At 51.8% G+C, this 20111-nt stretch carries 18 protein-coding genes; 11 read left to right on the top strand and 7 right to left on the bottom strand.

Annotation, left to right across the window (positions count from 1 at the left end):
• Positions 1 to 54 precede the first annotated feature (54 nt).
• Positions 55 to 411: a hypothetical protein gene (locus HF324_RS16695; RefSeq protein ID WP_168860303.1), complete on the bottom strand. Its 357-nt coding sequence runs from the start codon at positions 409 to 411 to the stop codon at positions 55 to 57.
• 11 nt (positions 412 to 422) lie between these two features.
• A complete protein-coding gene (locus HF324_RS16690) occupies positions 423 to 623 on the bottom strand; it encodes a hypothetical protein (protein WP_168860302.1) in 201 nt (66 codons plus the stop codon).
• 205 nt (positions 624 to 828) lie between these two features.
• Here HF324_RS16690 and HF324_RS16685 point away from each other — a divergent pair, with 205 nt between their 5' ends.
• Genes HF324_RS16685 through HF324_RS16675 form a run of 3 tightly spaced genes read left to right on the top strand, consistent with a single transcriptional unit; the run spans position 829 to position 4731 of the window.
• Positions 829 to 3129: a hypothetical protein gene (locus HF324_RS16685; protein ID WP_168860301.1), complete on the top strand. Its 2301-nt coding sequence runs from the start codon at positions 829 to 831 to the stop codon at positions 3127 to 3129.
• 22 nt (positions 3130 to 3151) lie between these two features.
• A complete protein-coding gene (locus HF324_RS16680; RefSeq protein ID WP_168860300.1) occupies positions 3152 to 3862 on the top strand; it encodes a GNAT family N-acetyltransferase in 711 nt (236 codons plus the stop codon).
• A gap of 38 nt (positions 3863 to 3900) precedes the next feature.
• Positions 3901 to 4731 (top strand): ion transporter, encoded by an 831-nt coding sequence (locus HF324_RS16675; protein WP_168803552.1) that lies wholly within the window; start codon positions 3901 to 3903, stop codon positions 4729 to 4731.
• Position 4732: 1 nt separating this feature from the next.
• Here HF324_RS16675 and HF324_RS16670 read toward each other — a convergent pair whose 3' ends face one another.
• Complete coding sequence (locus tag HF324_RS16670) at positions 4733 to 5128, bottom strand: PH domain-containing protein (RefSeq protein ID WP_168803551.1); 396 nt, start codon at positions 5126 to 5128, stop codon at positions 4733 to 4735.
• Between the two features lie 65 nt (positions 5129 to 5193).
• Between HF324_RS16670 and pncB the strand changes: the two genes are divergently transcribed.
• Positions 5194 to 6360 (top strand): nicotinate phosphoribosyltransferase, encoded by a 1167-nt coding sequence (gene pncB, locus HF324_RS16665; protein WP_168803550.1) that lies wholly within the window; start codon positions 5194 to 5196, stop codon positions 6358 to 6360.
• Between the two features lie 111 nt (positions 6361 to 6471).
• On the opposite strand, the gene ypfJ is transcribed toward pncB, so the two are convergent.
• Positions 6472 to 7335, bottom strand: a complete 864-nt coding sequence (gene ypfJ / locus HF324_RS16660; RefSeq protein ID WP_168803549.1) for a KPN_02809 family neutral zinc metallopeptidase — start codon at positions 7333 to 7335, stop codon at positions 6472 to 6474.
• A gap of 140 nt (positions 7336 to 7475) precedes the next feature.
• On the opposite strand from ypfJ, the gene HF324_RS16655 reads away from it, so the two are divergent.
• The 4 genes from HF324_RS16655 (at position 7476) to HF324_RS16640 (ending at position 12300) form a co-directional block, all read left to right on the top strand.
• Positions 7476 to 8486, top strand: a complete 1011-nt coding sequence (locus HF324_RS16655) for an NADP-dependent oxidoreductase (protein ID WP_168803548.1) — start codon at positions 7476 to 7478, stop codon at positions 8484 to 8486.
• An 8-nt stretch (positions 8487 to 8494) separates the two neighbouring features.
• Complete coding sequence (fdhD, locus tag HF324_RS16650) at positions 8495 to 9295, top strand: formate dehydrogenase accessory sulfurtransferase FdhD (protein ID WP_168860299.1); 801 nt, start codon at positions 8495 to 8497, stop codon at positions 9293 to 9295.
• A gap of 143 nt (positions 9296 to 9438) precedes the next feature.
• Positions 9439 to 11748, top strand: a complete 2310-nt coding sequence (locus HF324_RS16645; protein WP_168860298.1) for an FdhF/YdeP family oxidoreductase — start codon at positions 9439 to 9441, stop codon at positions 11746 to 11748.
• Positions 11749 to 11751: 3 nt separating this feature from the next.
• Positions 11752 to 12300: a putative glycolipid-binding domain-containing protein gene (locus HF324_RS16640; protein WP_168803545.1), complete on the top strand. Its 549-nt coding sequence runs from the start codon at positions 11752 to 11754 to the stop codon at positions 12298 to 12300.
• Here the strand turns inward: HF324_RS16640 and HF324_RS16635 are convergent.
• Together HF324_RS16635 and HF324_RS16630 are read right to left on the bottom strand one after the other, a co-directional pair.
• Positions 12297 to 13370: an NAD(P)H-dependent flavin oxidoreductase gene (locus HF324_RS16635; RefSeq protein ID WP_168803544.1), complete on the bottom strand. Its 1074-nt coding sequence runs from the start codon at positions 13368 to 13370 to the stop codon at positions 12297 to 12299. The two genes, HF324_RS16640 and HF324_RS16635, sit on opposite strands and share 4 nt — an antisense overlap.
• Before the next feature lie 29 nt (positions 13371 to 13399).
• Positions 13400 to 15313 carry a BamA/TamA family outer membrane protein gene (locus HF324_RS16630; RefSeq protein ID WP_168860297.1) on the bottom strand — a complete coding sequence of 638 codons (1914 nt, stop codon included), beginning with the start codon at positions 15311 to 15313 and terminating at the stop codon, positions 13400 to 13402.
• A 155-nt stretch (positions 15314 to 15468) separates the two neighbouring features.
• On the opposite strand from HF324_RS16630, the gene HF324_RS16625 reads away from it, so the two are divergent.
• Positions 15469 to 15630: a DUF1328 family protein gene (locus tag HF324_RS16625; protein ID WP_078672524.1), complete on the top strand. Its 162-nt coding sequence runs from the start codon at positions 15469 to 15471 to the stop codon at positions 15628 to 15630.
• A gap of 35 nt (positions 15631 to 15665) precedes the next feature.
• Here HF324_RS16625 and HF324_RS16620 read toward each other — a convergent pair whose 3' ends face one another.
• Positions 15666 to 16424 carry a DUF695 domain-containing protein gene (locus HF324_RS16620; protein ID WP_168803542.1) on the bottom strand — a complete coding sequence of 253 codons (759 nt, stop codon included), beginning with the start codon at positions 16422 to 16424 and terminating at the stop codon, positions 15666 to 15668.
• Positions 16425 to 16897: 473 nt separating this feature from the next.
• Here HF324_RS16620 and HF324_RS16615 point away from each other — a divergent pair, with 473 nt between their 5' ends.
• The gene (locus HF324_RS16615; RefSeq protein ID WP_168803541.1) at positions 16898 to 19393 is read left to right on the top strand and encodes a TonB-dependent receptor; all 2496 of its coding nucleotides are present in this window, start codon (positions 16898 to 16900) and stop codon (positions 19391 to 19393) included.
• A 190-nt stretch (positions 19394 to 19583) separates the two neighbouring features.
• Entirely contained in the window at positions 19584 to 20057 is a 474-nt protein-coding gene (locus tag HF324_RS16610; protein ID WP_078672521.1) for an acyl-CoA thioesterase, read from the top strand.
• Positions 20058 to 20111: the final 54 nt, after the last annotated feature.

The raw sequence follows: 20111 nt of genomic DNA, 5'->3' as shown, positions 1-20111 counted from the left end.
CTTGTTCAACGGGCCGGACAAGGAACAGCGTTGATTTACATATATCCCACACCGTTATCCTGCCGGCATTGTGGCCGGCCAGCGCTGCCAGCCGTAATAACCCGCAGCGCCCGCGAAATAAGCGGCTACATCCAGCCAGTCGCCGGTGTAGCGGGGAGAAAAACGGGGCATCACCCCTTCGAATACCACCGATACATACACTGCAATAAACAGTACATATCCTAACGGCAGGTGATAGTTATCCTGCTGCACCATCCAACGCTGCACTACTACCAGGCACACCTGCGCTATTAAAGGCACCACGATCAGGTCCGTCAGATGCCCGTTGAGGTAAGGCAGCGGTTGCCCGTACCATCGCGCCAGGTGCACCAGCAACCACAAAAAAGCGCTGATACCGGATATGTACAACAACCGTTTCATTTTTACAGGGCAAATGATACCGCTATCGCCAGCAGGGCTGTTACCACGCCTGCTACGCCCAAAAAAAACCCAAAGCCGATCTGTTTCATCACTTTCGTCAAACCGGAATCTTCCGGTTTAATCGGCAACACACTGTCTCTCAGGCGTTGAATAAAGGACTTCTTATCATCTTCCTCTTCGTTCATAGTAGTGTAGTCGTTCATCGTTCCAAAATTTAGGTCAAATGTACTATTTTTTATAATAACTACCATAAACGGGGGATGATATTTCCGGCCGGCACCGGGATTTTTCCCATAGTTTGTAATCTCCGGCTGTTTTCCATTGTCATCCACTCAAAATACCTTTACTTTAAGTATCGTCCCTTTAACTGTCTCTTCAAACAACTATCTGTGAACTACAACCCAAATTATGAAGGGACTATTCATTATTGCCATTACATTTACCATTTTTACCGGACGCTTATTTGCCTACAACTACGGAGAGCATAAACTGATCGGCGACGCAGCCTTCCTGCGCTTTCTCCGGTCACTGCCCGAAAGCGGCAAAGCTCAGTTGCTACGTTACCTGGACATCCGTACAGACGACAAGGGCCGCAGTTACTTCGGCGCTTTTTCCGGGCCGGGCCAGAGCAACATCTCCTACGGCGTACTGAACGGCCTCAGCGGCGATCACGAACGCAACCCTTTGTTACTCGAAGAACAGCTGCATTACCAGCATTCGGTAATGGAGCAGATCATCCGGCTGCACGATCAATACATTGAAATGGGTTATACAGCCGCGCCCGACGCCAAACTCTCCAAACTGGACTTCAGCTACGCCTTGAAAGCTGCCGTTAACCTTTCTCATTTTTATGAATACCGTAAAAGTTTTCCTGAACAGTTGCGGCATTTCAGCAAAGCATCTATCCGCCTCTGCGAAAAGCCGGCACTGGTAGACAGCATCTTTAAACGACTGGGGCGCACCAATGCGATCAACATGTACGTTACCTTACACGTACTGGCCATCGACCTGGCGGAACAAAGCGGGCTCCTGTCCCGGCAAAACGAGGCCGCCGCCCGGCAACTGCTGTTTTATGCCATGCTCTTCAACGCCTTCGCCGACCACTTCCTGGAAGACGCTTTCTCCGCAGGGCATCTGGTCGTAAACCGCACCGTCTTCGAGTCCATCACCAACAACAAATCACTGCACGATTTCTACAGCGCCAACGGCGCCACGGTCGTAAACCGCAAAGGAGAAATCTGGCATGCCTATGGTGATGGCCAGTTCAACAATCCTCATCACAGCTGGCAGAAAGATACTACGCTGACGGATATACGTTATGCCACCTTTACCCCTGAAGCGGAACGCATCATTCATGCGGTATCATTATCCCTGCAAGACCTCAGCGAAGCTTTTCAGCGGGGCGCAGCGGGAACGGCCTTTATCCCTTTCCTGGAGAAAATCCCTGACAACCACGCCAATCAGCCCTTGTACCTGATCCACCATATTCCCAGCCTCATGTGGGTACCCATTCCCTACCGTTCCCATATGGACCCGCTGTTCGATGATCCCGGCACCATCACATCCGCCATGCGACAGGCGAACGCACCGCTGCGCTACCGCGATTTCGTTCGCAGCAGGGTGGGCAACTCCTTTGTGATAGGCCTTACCAGCGGCCCTGCCTTCGTTGGCCATTATATACAGGGCCCGGAGATAAGGATCAACGCCGGCAACTTCCTCAAACACTTTGACTATAACAGTGACGGTGGTAAAAAAGGACTGATGGACTACTGGCTCGGCTATACGGTGTCCGGCAGCTTCGCCAGCCTCAAAGACAGAAACGCGGAAAAGTCCACGACAACGGCGCAGCAGGTAAGAGCAGGCATTAAAGGCAACTTCGACTATTGGGTGAGCAACAAACGGTTCATCGGCTTGTACAGCTATGTGGAGGCCGGCGCACAGTTCACCTCCAGCCGCACCACCTTTGTTTTTGTGCCCTCTCTCGGCATACAATTATCATCGCTGTTAAACATTAACGTGGAAAATATGAAAAGCTGGGCCCGTATTCCGCTGCAATTTATCCTCCCGTTGAAACTACGGTACGGCGTAGTAATTTCCGGGCATGAAGTCCCCGGTATTTCACTTCAGCAGACATCGACATCCTGCTGTAAACTACCGCGCCACCTTGCGGGCCAGCAAACGCCTGCAGGTGGCTGCTTCCTGCGGCCATATCTTCGCTGCGTCCAGGGAATCGTTTTCAAAACGGTTATGCCCCAACGTGGTATAATCAATCATCTTTTTACCGGAAAAATAATAGCGCCCTTCGAAGTTCCGCACAAGGGAGTCCGTCCGGAGCATTCCTTTCCTTTCGTCATAGAAGAAAAGGTCAGATTGCTCATAGACAAACAGCAGTTTATTGTCTTTAAAATAGAACTCCACGATTTCCACACCGCTGGAGTAGCCTATCCAGCGGACTGCTTTCACCAGTGTTTTGTTTTTATAATAGCCGGTCAGGCTGCCACCCCCGTCCGACATCTCCGTCATCCACTCTTCATTATTAAGCGTCACCTGCTTCAGCGTGGAATCGCGGTTGATCTGTTGCACCGTCCGTCTGATCTCCGGATGACCGGTTGGCCTGCTTTGGGCCGTTATAACATCAGCTGCGAGCAATATGCCCGCCAGGAGGCTCTTTATTCTATGCATAGCCCGACACAATTTTCCGGAAGATAAATAATTAGGATAACTTGCGGTGATGAATTCCCTGCATAACCCGACAACGGAAACGCTGATGCAGCTACATGCCGATGTGCTGTTCACCTATAACGCCGCCGGCCGGATGTTACAGGCCAATGAGCCCTGGGCCGACCGTGGGCCTGCTCCCCGGTTCTTTTTGGGTCTTCCTGTAACCGGCACGCCTGTCCGCAGATACCGGGACGATGTGCCGGAAGCGCTGGTACAGGCCCTGGAAGCTGTGGTAGTCCCGGAAGCAGCTGCGGAAGTCCCTAACGGCGCGCCGCCACAGGTTATGCAGTACCGGCAGTTACTGCAAAGTGCCCGGTGGGAAGCCGGACCTTCTTTTCTTGTCCCCGAAACACTCATCGCTACCGCACCTGCCATTCACCTGACAACGGAACAGATAGCGATGATAGGCCCTGAATTTCCGTGGCTGGCGCAGGAACTGGATATTGTCCAACCCTGTGCCGCCGTCGTGCAAAACGGACAGGTAGTCTCCGTATGCCGCAGCGTGCGTATTACCGCAACCGCTCACGAAGCCGGCATCGACACGCTGGCGCCTTTCCGGGGTAAAGGCTACGCTGCCGCTGCACTGGCCCTTTGGGCTGCCAGGGTACGTGATATGGGAGCGCTACCACTCTATAGCACTTCATGGAACAACTATGCCTCACGCAGCCTGGCCCGTAAAGCCGGCCTTATTTGTTACGGCAGCACCCTGTCCGTCAGCTGAGGAGGAACTTTCGTATTTTAGCAATACAATATCACCGCATGGCAAAACAAGACAGGAGAACACTCTCCCCTTTTCAGCAGCGCTGGCATAACATCATCTTTGAAGCGGACACGCCTGCCGGCCGGGCGTTTGACGTAGCGCTGCTGGCGATGATCCTGCTGAGCGTAGCCGTGGTGATGCTGGAAAGTGTGGTCAGCGTACAACAACGGTTCGAACGGCTGTTTACGGTGCTGGAATGGGTGTTCACTATTCTCTTCACCCTGGAATACCTGTTCAGGATATGGTGCAGCTACCGCCCCAAAGCCTATATCACCAGCTTTTACGGGCTGATAGACCTGCTTTGTATTTTGCCTACTTACGTGGAGTTTCTTTTCGGCGGCGCCCATTTCCTGCTCACCATCCGGATATTGCGGCTGATGCGGATCTTCCGGATCTTCAAGCTGGTACCTTTCCTCAATGAAAGCAGGCAGCTGGCGCTGGCGCTGGAACACAGCCGCCGCAAGATTGCCGTCTTCCTTTTCTTCATCCTCCTGCTGACAGTCGTACTCGGCTCCCTGATGTATGTCATTGAATCGGGGCATAACTCGGGTTTCACCAGTATCCCCGTCAGCGTTTACTGGGCAGTGGTGACCCTCACTACGGTGGGTTATGGCGATATAGCGCCCATTACCCCTATGGGGCAGGCATTTTCGGCCCTGATCATGATCATGGGCTATGCAATCATTGCGGTACCTACGGGAATTGTAACGGTGGAAATGAGCCGGCTGCGGGATAAGAATGAGGTGGACCAACGCATATGTCCGCACTGCATGCGTGAAGGCCACGATGCGAATGCGGACTACTGTAAATTTTGTGGGACTAAATTGTAAATCAGTTTATGGAGAACAGTGGCTTTACATCCAGCATCGCTTTGTGGTAGGCCGCTTCAAAAACTTCCCATTTACCGGTGATGGCCATACGTACCGTAGAACCATCCAGCAGTTCAAACACCGCTACCTTTTTGTTGAAGCCTTGTTTACCTCTGCTGAAGTTGGTAATATCTGTCAGCGGAAATTCTTTAAGAATTTTTTTCCGGGTCAACAACCATCCGATGACGCCAAACAATAAAAATGCGGTCATCGATTTGCCTTCTACAACAATCCTTTCGTTGGTTAGGCACAGGGCTCCTGGTTTTGCCTGCCATTTGTTTTTGAGGAACGAGCCGTTTACTTTGAACAAAACGGTTTCTTGCGGGTTAAGTGCAAACTTTACTTTAATCTGTTTCATTATTATTAATTGGATATGATGATGAGTGCAAAAATATGGTATAATTGTCAATTAAACGGCAGACTATGAAGCTGAATTCCATCCTGGACAATGATTTCTACAAGTTCACCATGCAGCACTGCGTGATCAAATTGTTTCCGAAGGCGCGTGCCCGTTATAAATTCATCAACCGGGGCCAACATGCTTACCCGCCGGGCTTCGACAAGCTGCTGCGGCGGGCAGTGGACGAGATGCAGTACCTGCAACTCAGCCAGGAGGAAAAAGACTTCCTCGCTGTTACCTGCCCCTACCTCGACCCTACCTACCTCGATTTTCTGCAGGGCTACCGCTACAATCCTTCTGAAATACATATCACCCAGCACGGCGACCAGCTGGAGGTACATGCCGACGGTTACTGGTACCGTACCATTCTCTGGGAGGTGCCGCTGATGTCGCTCATCTGTGAGCTTTACTACGAAGCTACCGGGCAACAGCGGGTACCGGACGAAGAAGTCATCGCTATCACCCGCGCCAAAATAGAGCGATATAAAGAGCTGAACATTACCATCGCCGATTTCGGCACCCGGCGCAGGCATTCCCTGGCCGTGCAGAAACTGGTGGTGCAGACGCTCCGCGAGTACGGCGGCCATACCTTTATCGGTACCAGCAACGTCCATCTGGCCATGCGCAACGGGGTAAAACCGGTAGGTACCCACGCCCATGAGTGGTTTATGTTCCATGCCGCCAAATACGGCTTTAAAATGGCCAATATGCTGGGGCTGGAGCACTGGGTACATGTATACCGCGGCGATCTGGGCATCGCCCTGTCCGACACCTATACCACCCCTGTTTTCTTCGAGCAGTTCGATAAAAAATTCGCCAAACTGTTTGACGGCGTTCGCCACGACAGTGGCGACCCGCTCCGGTTTGCCGATGAAACCATTCTCCACTACCAGGGAAAAGGCATCAACCCGCTCTCCAAAACCATTATCTTCTCCGATGGCCTCAACTACGAAAAAGTAGCCGCCATAGCAGCTCACTGCCGGGGAAAGATAGGAATGTCGTTTGGTATCGGCACCAACTTTACCAATGATGTGGGACTGACGCCGCTGAATATTGTGGTGAAGATGTATGAGGCCCGGCCGGAGGATGCTCCCCGCTGGACGCCGGTGGTCAAGCTGTCAGATGAGAAAGGCAAATATACCGGCGATGAACACATGATCGCGCTGGCGAAGGAGATGCTGGAACTGTAAGATTTGGTTATTTAGCTATTTGGTTATTGGGGTATTGAGTTATTTGGATATTTTGACATCAAACGGCTTCATTAAATATCAAAATACCCAAATAACAAAATATCTAAATCATCATCGTCCTGCCTGTCCTAATCCGATACCGGTATCTCCCTGGGACAGGTCGCCCGAATCGAATCCTTTTTTAAACCAGAACATCCTTTGCTGGGAAGTGCCATGCGTAAAGGCATCGGGCACTACGCGGCCGGTGGAGGCCTCCTGCAGTTTGTCGTCGCCTACGGCGCTGGCTGCGTTCAGACCGGATTCAATATCGCCGGCCTCCAGGATGTTACGCATCTGCTGCGCATGGTTGGCCCATAATCCTGCCAGAAAATCGGCCTGCAGCTCCAGCTTTACGGACAGTTTGTTGTATTCCGTTTCGCTCAGCCTGCTACGCATTGCCTGTACCTGGCGGCTGATGCCCAACAGGTTCTGCACATGGTGGCCTACCTCATGTGCGATCACATAAGCTTTGGCGAAATCGCCTTTTACGCCGAAGCGGTCTTCCAGTTCTTTAAAGAAGGTGGCGTCGAGGTATACCATCCGGTCAGCCGGGCAATAGAATGGGCCCATGGCTGATTCGGCAGCTCCGCAACCGGAGGTGGTGGCATCTTCGAACAGCACCATTTTAGGACGCTCATATTCCATATTGAGCCGTCTGAATTCAGCGGCCCACACGTCTTCTGTGCTGGCCAGAACTTTGGAGGAAAACAATTCAATGGCAGATGCATTCTCTTTGCTGAGCTGTTCCACCTTTTCAGTGCCGCCCGGGCCCTGCACCTGTTGCAGTACCTGGTTTACCTGGTTGGGGTCCTGTTTAAACAACAGTGCGAGCACAATGACGATGACGCCGCCGATACCGCCGCCAATCAATGTACGCTTTCCGCCTCCGGAACGCTTCTCGACATTGTCACTTAATCTTTCATCATCCAAACGCATAGACAGTTAGGGTTTAGTGGTTAATTACGGCCCTAAAATACATTATTACCCGATAATTCCCATCAGAAGGGCTATATTGAAAATAGCTTAAACAAAAGTTGTTTTTGCCCGTTAAGAAAGATATACCGTCAATCCATTTTATGAAAATACAACAGATCCTTTTGAATGAGCGGCCCGAAGGCTTACCCGCTGCCGATACCTTTAAAACCGTTGATGTGGAACTTCCCGGCCTGAATGACGGCGAGGTGCTGCTCCAGCCACTTTATTTTTCGGTAGATCCCTACATGCGCGGCCGTATGAGCGACGCCCGCTCCTATATCCCTCCTTTTAAGGTACAGGAACCGATAGAAAGCGGCGGCGTGGCCACCGTGACGGAAAGCAAAGACGCACGGTTCGCCCCCGGCGACCTGGTCATGCCCGGCGGCGGTAAAAATTTCTTCCCCTGGGCCACCGGGTTCGTTTTCTCCGGCGACCACCTCCGTAAAATAGACGCCAGCATCCCGCCAAGCTACTACCTGGGCGTGCTCGGCATGCCCGGCCTCACCGCTTACTTCGGCCTGATGGACATCGGTAAACCCAAAGCCGGCGAAACCGTGGTGATTTCAGGGGCTGCCGGCGCTGTAGGACTGGTAGCCGGACAGATCGCTAAAATACAGGGATGCCGGGTGGTGGGCATCGCCGGCGGCGAAGAAAAAGTGAAACTGCTGACCAGCGACTTTAACTTCGACGCCGCCATCAACTACAAGGGCAATACACACCTGGGAGCTGCCGTGGCCGCCGCCTGTCCCAATGGCGTCGATATCTACTTCGACAACGTAGGCGGCGAAATTTCCGACGCCGTCATGGAGCACCTGAATTTTTTCGCCCGGATACCCGTATGCGGACAAATAGCCCTGTACAACAGCACCGAAGTCCCCATCGGGCCACGGGTGCAGCCCACACTTATCAAATTCAGCGTCCTGATGCAGGGCTTCACCATCGGTAACTATGCCCATCGCTACCTCGAAGGCATTCAACAGCTGGGAGAATGGATACGCGCCGGCAAAATAAAGTACACCGAAACCATTATCGAAGGATTTGATCAGCTGCCCGCCGCACTGCTGGGATTATTTTCCGGGCAAAACAGCGGTAAGATGATCGTGAAAGTGTAATTTTAACTATGACAAATGCTGTTGTTCATACCCGTATTAAAAAAATCACTGCCACAGGAGTAACCGATACCGAAGATGTCCTGGCAGCAGAAGAACCATTGGAAATAAGACTGGAGCATGGGCCCACCCACAACCGCCGCCAGCAAAATATAGCGGTGACCATGCGCACCCCGGGTCAGGACGAAGAACTGGCCGCCGGCTTCCTGTTTACCGAAGGTATTATTCCCGGTACGGCCGCTATCAGGCAGGTGACGCTGGCGGAAACACCAGGCGGCAGCATCGCTACCGTTGCCCTGAAAGAACAGGTGGTGCCTTTTCTTGACAAAAGCCAGCGCCATTTTCAGGCCACTGCCGCCTGTGGTATGTGCGGAAAATCTTCTATCGAAAATATTCATACAGGCGTTAACGTTAGTCATTCCGACCGGCGCGCTCCCGGACAGTGGCTCTCACAGTTACCCGAACAGCTGCGGGCCCGGCAGGCGCTCTTTGCGCACACCGGCGGCCTCCATGCCGCAGCGCTGGTGGATGAACAAGGCCGGATACAACTGCTGCGGGAAGACATCGGCCGGCATAATGCCGTCGACAAAGTCATCGGTGCTGCACTTGCGCAACAGTTCCCCCTGCCACAAAGCCTGCTGCTGCTCAGCGGCAGAGCAGGATTTGAACTGATACAAAAAGCCGCTATGGCAGGTATTCCGGTCATCGCCGCTATCGGCGCCCCTTCCAGTATGGCCGTTAAAATGGCGGCGGCGTGGAATATCACGCTGATCGGGTTCCTGAAAGAAGACAGGTATAATCAGTACACTTAACGGTGATTACATGATTACTGCTGATTTTTTCGATGCCGGGAGAAATACGTAGCTTGCCAGGAAAACAAAACAATAATTGACATTCCAACTAACTGATTGCTTTACAAACACAAAAATCCAAATCAGAGAAATCAGCAATAATCATGTCTATCAAGGGGTTACATACGGAGTTCACACCGGTGAAGTTCACCGGCCTTAAACTCACCAAACCGGCTACGGTAGCTGCCGGCATCCCGGCGGTCGTTTCCAGTATGAAACATATGCTGGAAGCCATGAATGCCTTCAGGGCCATGAAAGCCCTGCTGGAACTGAACCAGAAAGACGGCTTTGATTGCCCCGGTTGCGCATGGCCTGACCCTGACGATGAAAGGTCCCCCATTGCGGAATACTGTGAAAACGGCGCCAAAGCCATCGCCGAGGAAGCCACTACCCGTAAGCTGGACCCCGCCTTTTTTGCGGCCAACAGCATCGATTCCCTCGGAGCACTTTCCGACTACGAGATCGGCAAAAAAGGAAGGATCGCGCAGCCCATGTACCTCGCTCCCGGCGCCACGCATTATACGCCCATATCCTGGAACGACGCTTACCATAAAATTGCAGCACACCTGCAGCAGCTGGATACACCCGACGAGGCTGTATTTTATACCTCCGGCCGGACCAGCAACGAAGCCGCTTTCCTTTACCAGCTGATGGTCAGGGAATATGGCACCAACAACCTGCCGGACTGCTCCAATATGTGCCACGAGTCCAGCGGCGTTGCCCTCGGCGAAGCAGTAGGCATTGGTAAAGGGTCGGTCACCCTGGAAGATGTACATCAGGCGGAAGTGATCATCATCCTCGGCCAGAACCCGGGCACCAATCACCCGCGTATGCTCACGGCGCTGCAGAAAGCCAAAGCCAACGGCGCTGTTATCATCGCCGTCAACCCCCTGAAGGAAACGGGACTGCTCAATTTTCTCAACCCGCAAACCGTGAAAGGTATCCTCCAGGTGCAAACACATCTCACCGATATCTTCCTGCAAATTAAAATCAATGGCGACATGGCTCTGCTGAAAGCACTGGCGCTGTTGCTGCTGGAAGAAGAAGATAAACATCCGGGCACCGTATTCGATCAGTCATTTATCAGCAACAACACCAGCGGGTATAATGAATACATAGCCCACCTGCGGCAACAGCGTCTGCCCGATCTTGCCGCCGCCTGCGGTATCAGCGAAGCGCAACTGCGGGAAGCCGCTGCGGCGCTGATGCACAAACAAAAGATCGTTGCCTGCTGGGCCATGGGACTTACCCAGCATAAAAACTCCGTGGATACCATCCGGGAGGTCGTTAACCTGCTGCTGCTCAAAGGCAGCATCGGCAAACCCGGCGCAGGTACCTGCCCGGTGCGCGGCCACAGTAACGTACAGGGCGACAGGACCATGGGCATCTATGAAAAACCGGCCGACGCCCTCCTCCAAAAACTGGAGGCGGTATATGGCTTTAAACCACCGTATAAACACGGCCATGATGTAGTGCATGCCATCCATGCCATGCACCGCGGTGATGCCAAAGTGTTCATCGCCATGGGCGGCAACTTCCTCTCTGCCACGCCCGACACGGCCTACACGGCAAAAGCCCTGCGCAATTGCCGCCTTACCGTACACGTATCTACGAAACTGAACAGAAGCCATCTCGTACATGGCAGGGAAGCCATCATACTCCCCTGCCTCGGCCGCAGCGATAAAGACATACAACAACAGCAGGCGCAGTTCGTCACCTGCGAAAATTCCATGGGCGTAGTGCAGATGTCTAAAGGCAACCTGCATCCCATATCCGCAGAACTCAAAAGCGAACCGGTGATCGTCTGCGAAATGGCCAGGGCCATACTCGGACCACAGAGCAAAGTGCCCTGGGAACAATACACACAGCATTATGATCATATCCGGGATGCGATAGAAAAAGTGATCCCCGGATTTGACGATTATAACAAACGGGTACGCCACCCCGGCGGCTTTTACCTGCCCAACGGCTCCAGGACCGGCCAGTTCAATACCGGCACCGGCAAAGCCAATTTTAACGTGGCCCCCGTCACTACCACGCCGCTGAGCCGGGAAGAATACCTGATGATGACCATCCGCAGCCACGACCAGTTCAACACCACTATCTACGGGCTGGATGACCGCTATCGTGGCGTGCACCATGAGCGGCGCGTTATCTTCATGAACCCGCAGGACATTGCCAGCGGCGGCTTTACAGCAGGCCAGGTAGTAGACCTGTATAACTATCACGGGCAAACGGAGAGAATAGCTCCCGGCTTTATCATCGTGGAATACGATATCCCGGCGGGATGCACCGCTACCTATTTCCCGGAAACCAATGTGCTGGTGCCGGTGAACACGGTCGCAGACAAAAGCAATACGCCCGCCTCCAAAAGCGTAATCATCCAAATTAAATCATCCACCATAAAAAGATAAATCATGGGACCAGTAGTATGGCAGGCCACCCTGTGGCCGGCGACGGAATTTTTGACAGTGACCAAACAGGAACACAACAACCTCGTCAAAGGAATTATCAACGGTTGCACGGACGCAGACCCGTTTTCCATTCAATACGAAATTGAAGTGACACCGGAATGGAAAGTGTCTTCCTTCCACATCCGGCGGGACGGCCTTCAGCCCACGGCGCTGAAACTGACCTCCGATCTGAACGGCCACTGGTTTGACAAAGACGGTAACCATATCGAGGCGTTTGACGATTGTACTGACATCGATATTTCACTGACCCCTTTTACCAATACCTTACCGATACGCCGGCTGACGTTTGAACAGGGAGAGAGAAAACTATTGCAGATGCTGTATATCAAACTACCGGAGTTTGAACTGCAGAAATTGTCACAATATTACACCAAAATGGAGGACCGGCTGTACCTCTATGAAAACGGCGACAGCGGCTTCAGGGCAGAATTACCGATTGACGAAAACGGTATTGTGAAAGATTACCCGGGCCTTTTCACGCGTATTTATTAAGGTTGCCCGGACAATATTTTTTCAGCGCTTGTTCTGATCTCTTCCATAAGCGTTGCAGCCGGAAGCGGCTTTGCCAGCTGCGCCGCCTGTCCGGCATACATAACGATGAAATCCGGGTTGTCCAGTTCCTTCGCCACCTTACGGACGGCCTGCGTCAGTGCATCCTGCACCGGATAGACATTCAGCGGCAGTCCTGACGCTTCTATCCCGTCCATCAGCACATTAGCGATTCCTCTCGCCCACCGGCCGGAAAAGGCCCGTGTAATCCGTGTGCCCGTATCCGTGACCGCTCCCACCTTATCTTTATGATGCGGCGTTGCTGCGCTCTCCGGGCTCCTTAGCAGTACGCTGCCGCATTGTACGCCACTGGCGCCCAGGCAGAAAGCCGCCGCCGCACCGCGCCCGTCGGCGATACCGCCGGCGGCGATAACGGGGACGGCTACCCGGTCAGTTATCTGCGGCACCAGCGCCATGGTAGCTACCTGTGGCAGCGGTCCCGGTAAAAACGAACCCCGGTGGCCACCGGCCTCTATCCCCTGCGCCACAATAGCATCGCAGCCCGCTGCCTGCAGCGCCACAGCCTCTTTCACCGATGTGGCGGTACCCAGCAGCACACATCCGCCGGCTTTCAGCAGGGCTATGCTGGCCTCGTCCGGTATGCCGAAAGTAAAACTCACCAGGGAAATACCGGCCTCCAGTAATACAGGCAACTGCTCCTGGTAAGCATGCGTTTTCACGGTGTCAAAAGCGACTGCCGGTACTGTCAGCCCGTTTGTTTTATACAGTTGCTGCAGGTACTGCTGCATCTGCTCAAATTGTTCCGGCTGGTCTGCCTGCGGTACTTCATAAGTAAACAGGTTCACCGCAAAAGGCCTCCGGGTGAGCGCCTTCACTTCTGCTATCAGCGCAGCCACCCGCGCAGGCGGCAGCCCGCCCACCGGCAACGATCCCAGCCCGCCGCCGTTACTCACGGCCGCTACCATCGCCGGGGTGGTGATGCCCAGCATGGGCGCCTGTATAAAAGGATAATCAATACCCAGCAATGACGTCAGCCTGTTTTGCCATTCCATATATCTTCCTTTTTTCAGTTAAACATTCATCAGAAAAAACTCAGGAAAGCGGGAGCTTTCAAAGCGGAGATATCAAACCTGAAATCCACAATGGTGGTGATCTCCAACAAACTCTTCGGCTGCAGCGGAGGTGCATTCGGGAAATAATAGCCCGACACCTTGATGGTGTTGAGTGAAAGGTTTTCGTTCTTCACCCGGAAACCGCCGCCAATACCCATGTAGATAGGGTTGCTGAACAGGTTGTCATTTTTGGCGGTGACCATAGAAGCCTGCAGGGAAGCAAAGAAGTTGAACTTAAAACCGAGGAACCGGAGCGGACTGTAATAAACGGTTTCAGAACCGAAATTCAGGCGCTGGTAACCATTCAGCCTGGTATATCTGTATCCCCAGATACCGTTGTCGTTGTTGATATTAAGCGGTTTGTAGAAAAATGGGTTGGGGCTTTCCAGGTAGTCTAAATTGAGGAACTGGCGGAACCGGGCTTTTCTGATAGAGAACAGCCGGCTGTAATATTCCGCCCGGGCATGAATAACGGCATCTTCCAGTTTACCTTCCTGCCAGAAAGTACTGACACCGGCCGAGGTATTGAACAGTCCTTGTCTTCTGGTAGTCCAGTATTTCTGGGCTTCCAGGCCGGTATAGAGCCGGCGGCGGTCTTTCCAGGTCTCCCAGCCCGTAGCCGCCTTCAGGTTATATCCCAGCGGAATATCCTCTGTCCGGCCAAAACCAAAGAACTGGCGCGTCTTAAAATAGTCCAGCCGGTATACCTGGAATTCCAGCAGGTAATAACGATGGTCGTTGTATACCGGGTCCTCTTTAAACTGCATCTGGTCAGGCGTCCTGGAGAAGTTAAGGTTAAAATGCCGGAACAGCACTGCGAAATTGGGCTTATGGCCGATGGTGCCGTTATGTTCGTAATTGTTGATGAAGTTGTAGCCTGCCCACCCGTCGATAACGGTATAGCGGTAATCGCGGTACAGCAGACTGTCAATCGTCTGCTTCTCCCTGCCGAGGATGTTGATTGACCAGTTGTTGGCCAGTGTCAGCCCTCCTACCCATTTAGCCGCATTACGGTACAGCGGCCGGTTAAAGGTAACGTAGATCGTGCCTTCATACACATTGGTATCCAGCGGCGTGGTATTGTTCAGGGTGGAATAACCGACGCCTACGTCCACGAAAGAACCGAAGACGTTGTATTTAGTGTAACGGGCTTCGGTATTCCAGGTAGGCGTGTAGTCGCTGCGCCACTGAAAACCCACCTGCAGTCCCTGCCCGGCACCCAGCAGGTTATTGTTCGACACCCGGGTTTTGATGTTGGTAGCACTGAACTGCGACAGGTCCACACCGTATTCAAATACATCCTTGGTAATCACCTCCACGTCTACCGAATCGGAATCCGGGTTGGCATTCCGCACGTGAATACGGGCATCGGAGAAAAAGGGCCGGTTACGCAGGTAACGTTCGTTATCGGCCAGTTCGAAGGGGTCCAGGCGGGATCCCTCCCGGAAAAACAGCGACTGGCGGATGACCCATTCCCGGGAATCGAAATGCAGCCGGTTAGCCAGGTGAATCAGCTTCATGCTGGTGGTGAACGTGGTATCGTTAATATTGCGGGGACCGAACACCTTCACCTTCCGGTAATAGATATTCCTGATGACTTTTCCCACAAAGGGGGTAAAATATGCCTCACTTTTGGTGATGACACTGTCCAGATTCTCGTCGGGCGTCTCCACATCCTGCCTGGTAATACGGCGGATAAAAGACTGACGGTACTCTTTATTCCGCAGCGAATCCCGGTATTCCCCGATCTTTTTCATCAGGCCGTTTCCCCGCTTCGGGACCGTGTCAGCCACAGGCTTATCCTGGGCAAACGTCAGCTGGCACCAGCAAAGGAGCCAGCAGGTAACAGAAATAGCAGCTAATATTTTTAATTCCGTCCTCAAAGGTTACTCGAAGGTGACAAGTATATTAAAAAAAAATGGGATTGCGTGTAATGCAATTATTGTACTGGACCGGAATAATAATTGAATGAAGCAGAACAGATAAGAAAGCTTATTGCAACCAGTATTATATATTGTTCACCTTAAAACCTTCTGCTATGTTACGTTGGGCATTAATATTCTTCATTGTCGCTATTGTGGCAGCCATCTTCGGCTTTGGCGGCATCGCCGCAGGCGCGGCCTCTATAGCCAAAATACTGTTTTTTATTTTCCTGGTGCTGTTCCTCATTTCCCTGTTGTCAGGGTTGCTCAGGAAATAAACAAAAAAGCAGGGATCTTGTGATCCCTGCTTTGGCTATTTTACGATGCTGGTCTCCCAGCCGTCATATTCTGCGTTGACCTGTTGGGCCAGTTCCCAAAGGGTCATGACCACACTGTCTATAGTGGCTTCGCTGGCTTTGTCTGACCGCGACACACACAGTTTAAACGGAAATTCAGGATTGTCATTCTTCATGTCATGTGCAATCTCGAAACCGTTCTCACGGATATGCTCCCAATAGGCCGTCTTGTCTTCCTCCGTCCGGAAATGGATCCAGTGCTCAATAGGGCGCTCCCGTTCAGACATGTCACCATGCTGCCGCAACATCCGCAGCACTTTCCTGTTCTGGATACGCTGAAACTCATATACGTCGGGAAACAGGAAGTCGAAGTAAAGCTCCCAGTTATTATCTTCCTTCACACCGTAATCATAACGGTAGTCCGGGAACTTAATCATTGCATCCGCAATGAATTTATCATGCAGCAACAGGTTGCCTGTATAAAAATAAAAGTCTCGTACACCATTGGAAAAAGTACGGCCCACAAAATGTGCGTCCAGATTGGTTGTTAGCTGTTCTACCAGGCTGTCCTCTATCTCGCCCATGATGGCGAATTCATCGTTCTGCGGAAATCCGTCTTCCCGTGGATTGTTCAGGTATACCGTAATATATATCGCATTCGGCTTCTCCTTCAATGGTGCAAATCGTCTCAGGTCAAGGTCAAGGCCTATTACTGCTGGACTTTCTTCAATATGACACGTGTAAATATCCCAGTCCGGTCGGTAATCCTTATGCATATAAAAAAATTAAAATAACGCAACAGCTGGCTGTAAAGATACGTAGCTATCTGTTACCATTGAAATCATTTTCTCGCAAAGATGAATATAAGGCCTGTGTTTTTTTGGCAAGAACGCAAAGAACCGAAGGTTACCATTGAGATCATTTTCCCGCAAAGAGGAATATAAGACCTGTGTTTTTTGGTAAGAACGCAAAGAACCGGAGACCGCTTGTTATATTCTTTGCTTTCTTACCAAAAAAACACTGGCCTTATGCTTCTTTGCGAGAGCTTAACACTATTTAACACTCGTGGATTTTCAGGCACACCCTTTGTAAAACCATTACCTGTAAAGTATTCTGTAAGATTCCGAAGTTGGAACATGTTACTGTGAAGGGTTCTGACACACCTTTCATCCTAAAAAAACGATTTTCTTCCGCCATTACAACTAAATTTACCGCCGCTATAAATTGTTGGACGCTAGTAAAAGAAATTATGAGAAAAGTTGTATTGCTATTGACAGGATGGATGTTCTTGTTTAACCTGGCATTAACGGCACAACAGCACGGTAACAAACCACCTGCTGGCAATGCCGGAAATATCTACGGAAAACTGCTCGACGCACAGACGGGGAAACCGGTAGAATATGCTTCTGTGGCCGTGCTGCGCCCGGATTCTTCCGTACTCACCGGCATGCTTTCCAAACCCAACGGTGATTTTAACTTCGAAAACCTCACACCCGGAAAATATATCCTTAAAGTAAACTTCATCGGCTATGAAGCTGTCTTCAAGCCGGTACAGCTTACCGCCAAAAGCACCAGTCTCGATGCCGGCAATATTAAACTTCGCGCTAATGTAAAGTCACTGGCCGCTGTTAACGTAGTCGGTGAGAAACCAGCCTTTACCATGGCTATCGACAAACGGGTGTTCAACGTGGAAAAGAACCTCGCCAGCATAGGCGGCACGGCTACGGACGTACTGAAACAGGTGCCTTCTGTGAGTGTAGACATAGACGGTAACGTGAGCGTACGCAACGGCGCCCCCACCATTTTCGTGGACGGACGACCCACCACCCTCACGCTCGACCAGATCCCCGCAGACGCCATCGCCAACATCGAAGTGGTCACCAACCCTTCCGCTAAATACGATGCAGAAGGAATGAGCGGTATCTTAAACATCGTCCTGAAAAAAAATAAAAAAGCAGGGATCAACGGGCAGCTTAGCGCGGGCGTATCCTCCCTGGGAAGCACCAATACCGGCATCGATTTTAACCTGCGCCAGGAGAAGTTCAACTTCTTCATCAACTATGGCACGCGTAACCGTAAATCACCCATGACCAGCCGCATCTCCCGGAAAAATATCCTGTCAGACACCACCACCTACACCGATCAGCTGCAGGACGGAGATTTCTACCGCAATTTCCAGAACGGCCGCATCGGCGTGGACTGGTTCATGGACAACCGGAACACCCTCACCATCTCCCAGGGCATCACCGGCGGTAATTTCAACCGCTACAACGATCAGATCCAGAACGAATTTGACATTCACCGGGAACTGGTCCGCTACGGCACCGGTATCAACAACAGCAAAAACGGGTTCCGCAACTACTCCACCCAGCTGGGCTATAAACATACATTCGCACGCGAAGGCGAAGAACTGACGGCTGATTTTACCTATAACTACGCCACCGGCGACAACAGCTCCGAGTATTCACTGCAATACTATAACCTGAAAGGCGATACCATCAACAGCCCGGTAAAACCGCAATACCGCTATGGCAGCGGGGAAGGAAAAACGACTTATATCACCGGGCAGGTAGACTATGTACGCCCGTTTTCTGATAAATCGAAGATCGAAATGGGCCTCCGTACCAACACCCGTAAGTTCGACAACTTCACCAACACCTTCGGACAGAACTACCCCAGCGGTACGTTCACCCTCGACTCGGCGCTGTCCAACAACTACCACTACCAGGAACAGATCAACGCAGGATATGTCAGCTATAGCGGCGCCCATGGCAACTTCGGCTACCAGGCCGGCCTGAGAGCGGAGCAGTCCAACTACACCGGCGAAACCCGTTTCGGCGAGAAGGCTTCCTATAAGATCAACTACCCGATCAGCCTTTTTCCCAGCGTGTTCCTGTCCCAGAAATTCAAAGGCGATCATGAGCTGCAGCTCAACTACAGCCGCCGTATACGCCGCCCCTGGTTCCGGGACCTGCTGCCCACCATCGAGTACAGCGGGCAGAATGCCAGCCGCGGCAACCCGGACCTGCGCCCGGAATTCACCAATTCCTTTGAGCTGTCTTACCTGAAAGACATCGCACATAAACACAATGTACTGGTATCATTGTACTACCGCAACACCGATAACGCCATCACTGATTTTTATGTAGACACCACCCTTAACCTGAACGGACAAACGCAAAGGGTACTGCTATCCTACCCGATCAACGCCAGCACCCGCAACTCCTTTGGTGCGGAGTTCACCGTAAGAAGCCAGATCACCAAAGACTGGGACCTTACCGCTAACGTGAACCTGGCGCAGACAAAAATCAGTGCCGCCAACCAGGGAGATAACCTCAGCAACTCAGGCTTTACCTGGTTCGGTAAGCTCAACAGCAATACCAAACTGCCCTGGAACCTTACCCTGCAGATCACCGGCGAATACGAATCCCGCCAGATCCTGCCGCAGGGCGAGAGAAAGCCGGTGTACTCCATCGATGCCGGTCTCAAAAAGGACATGCTGAAAAATAAAGCACTGTCCATTTCCCTGACGCTGAACGACATCTTTAATTCAGACCGTAACCTCAGCTATACCAGCACGGCCTTCTCTGAAACGGAAAACTACCGTAAACGCCTCACCCGCGAGCTTCGTCTCAACGCAACCTGGCGCTTCGGAAAGATGGATTACAACCTGTTCAAACGGAAAAACAATAAGTCCGGCAAAGACAATAACAACGAGATGGGCGGCGGCGATAAGGGCGAGTAGCTCACGCAAAGAAACACTTAAGGCCTGCGTTATTTTGTAAGAACGCAAAGAGCGAAGATTACATTTGAGAATATTGTATTATTGTACCCGGTATAATATATTGTATAATCAAATCGCGATCTTCGCTCTTTGCGTTCTTACAAAATAACGCAGGCCTTAAGTGTTTCTTTGCGTGAAAAAAATCAACTACATGGACTCTATTTATCATACTATTACCCTGCGCTTTCTCGCCGAACCTTCTGACGTCAACTTTGGCGGCAAAGTACACGGCGGCTCCGTGATGAAATGGATAGACCAGGCGGGTTATACCTGCGCGGCCAACTGGAGCGGGCAATATGCGGTCACCGTATATGTAGGCGGCATCCGCTTTTTCAAACCGATTGCCATCGGCGACCTGGTGGAAATTACCGCTACCATCATCTACACCGGTAATACCAGTATGCATATCTCCATTGATGTTTTTGCCGGCAATCCGCGGCAGCAGCACAAACAGAAAACCACGCACTGCGTGATGGTGTTTGCGGCGGTAGACGACAACGGTAAAACCATACCGGTGCCCAAATGGACACCGCGTACGGCTAATGAGATCAGTATGGAGAGTTATGCCAAAAAGCTGATGGACCTCCGGAAAGATATCGACGAAGAGATGAAGCCCTATATGTAGTTTAAATCTTCAGACTCCTGTTTTCCTCTGTGTCCCGGGCTTCAGCCCGGGAAC

The organism is Chitinophaga oryzae (assembly GCF_012516375.2).
GTDB lineage: Bacteria > Bacteroidota > Bacteroidia > Chitinophagales > Chitinophagaceae > Chitinophaga > Chitinophaga oryzae.
The sequence above is the reverse complement of the archived record's forward strand: the minus strand, read 5'-3'. Positions and strand labels throughout refer to the sequence as shown.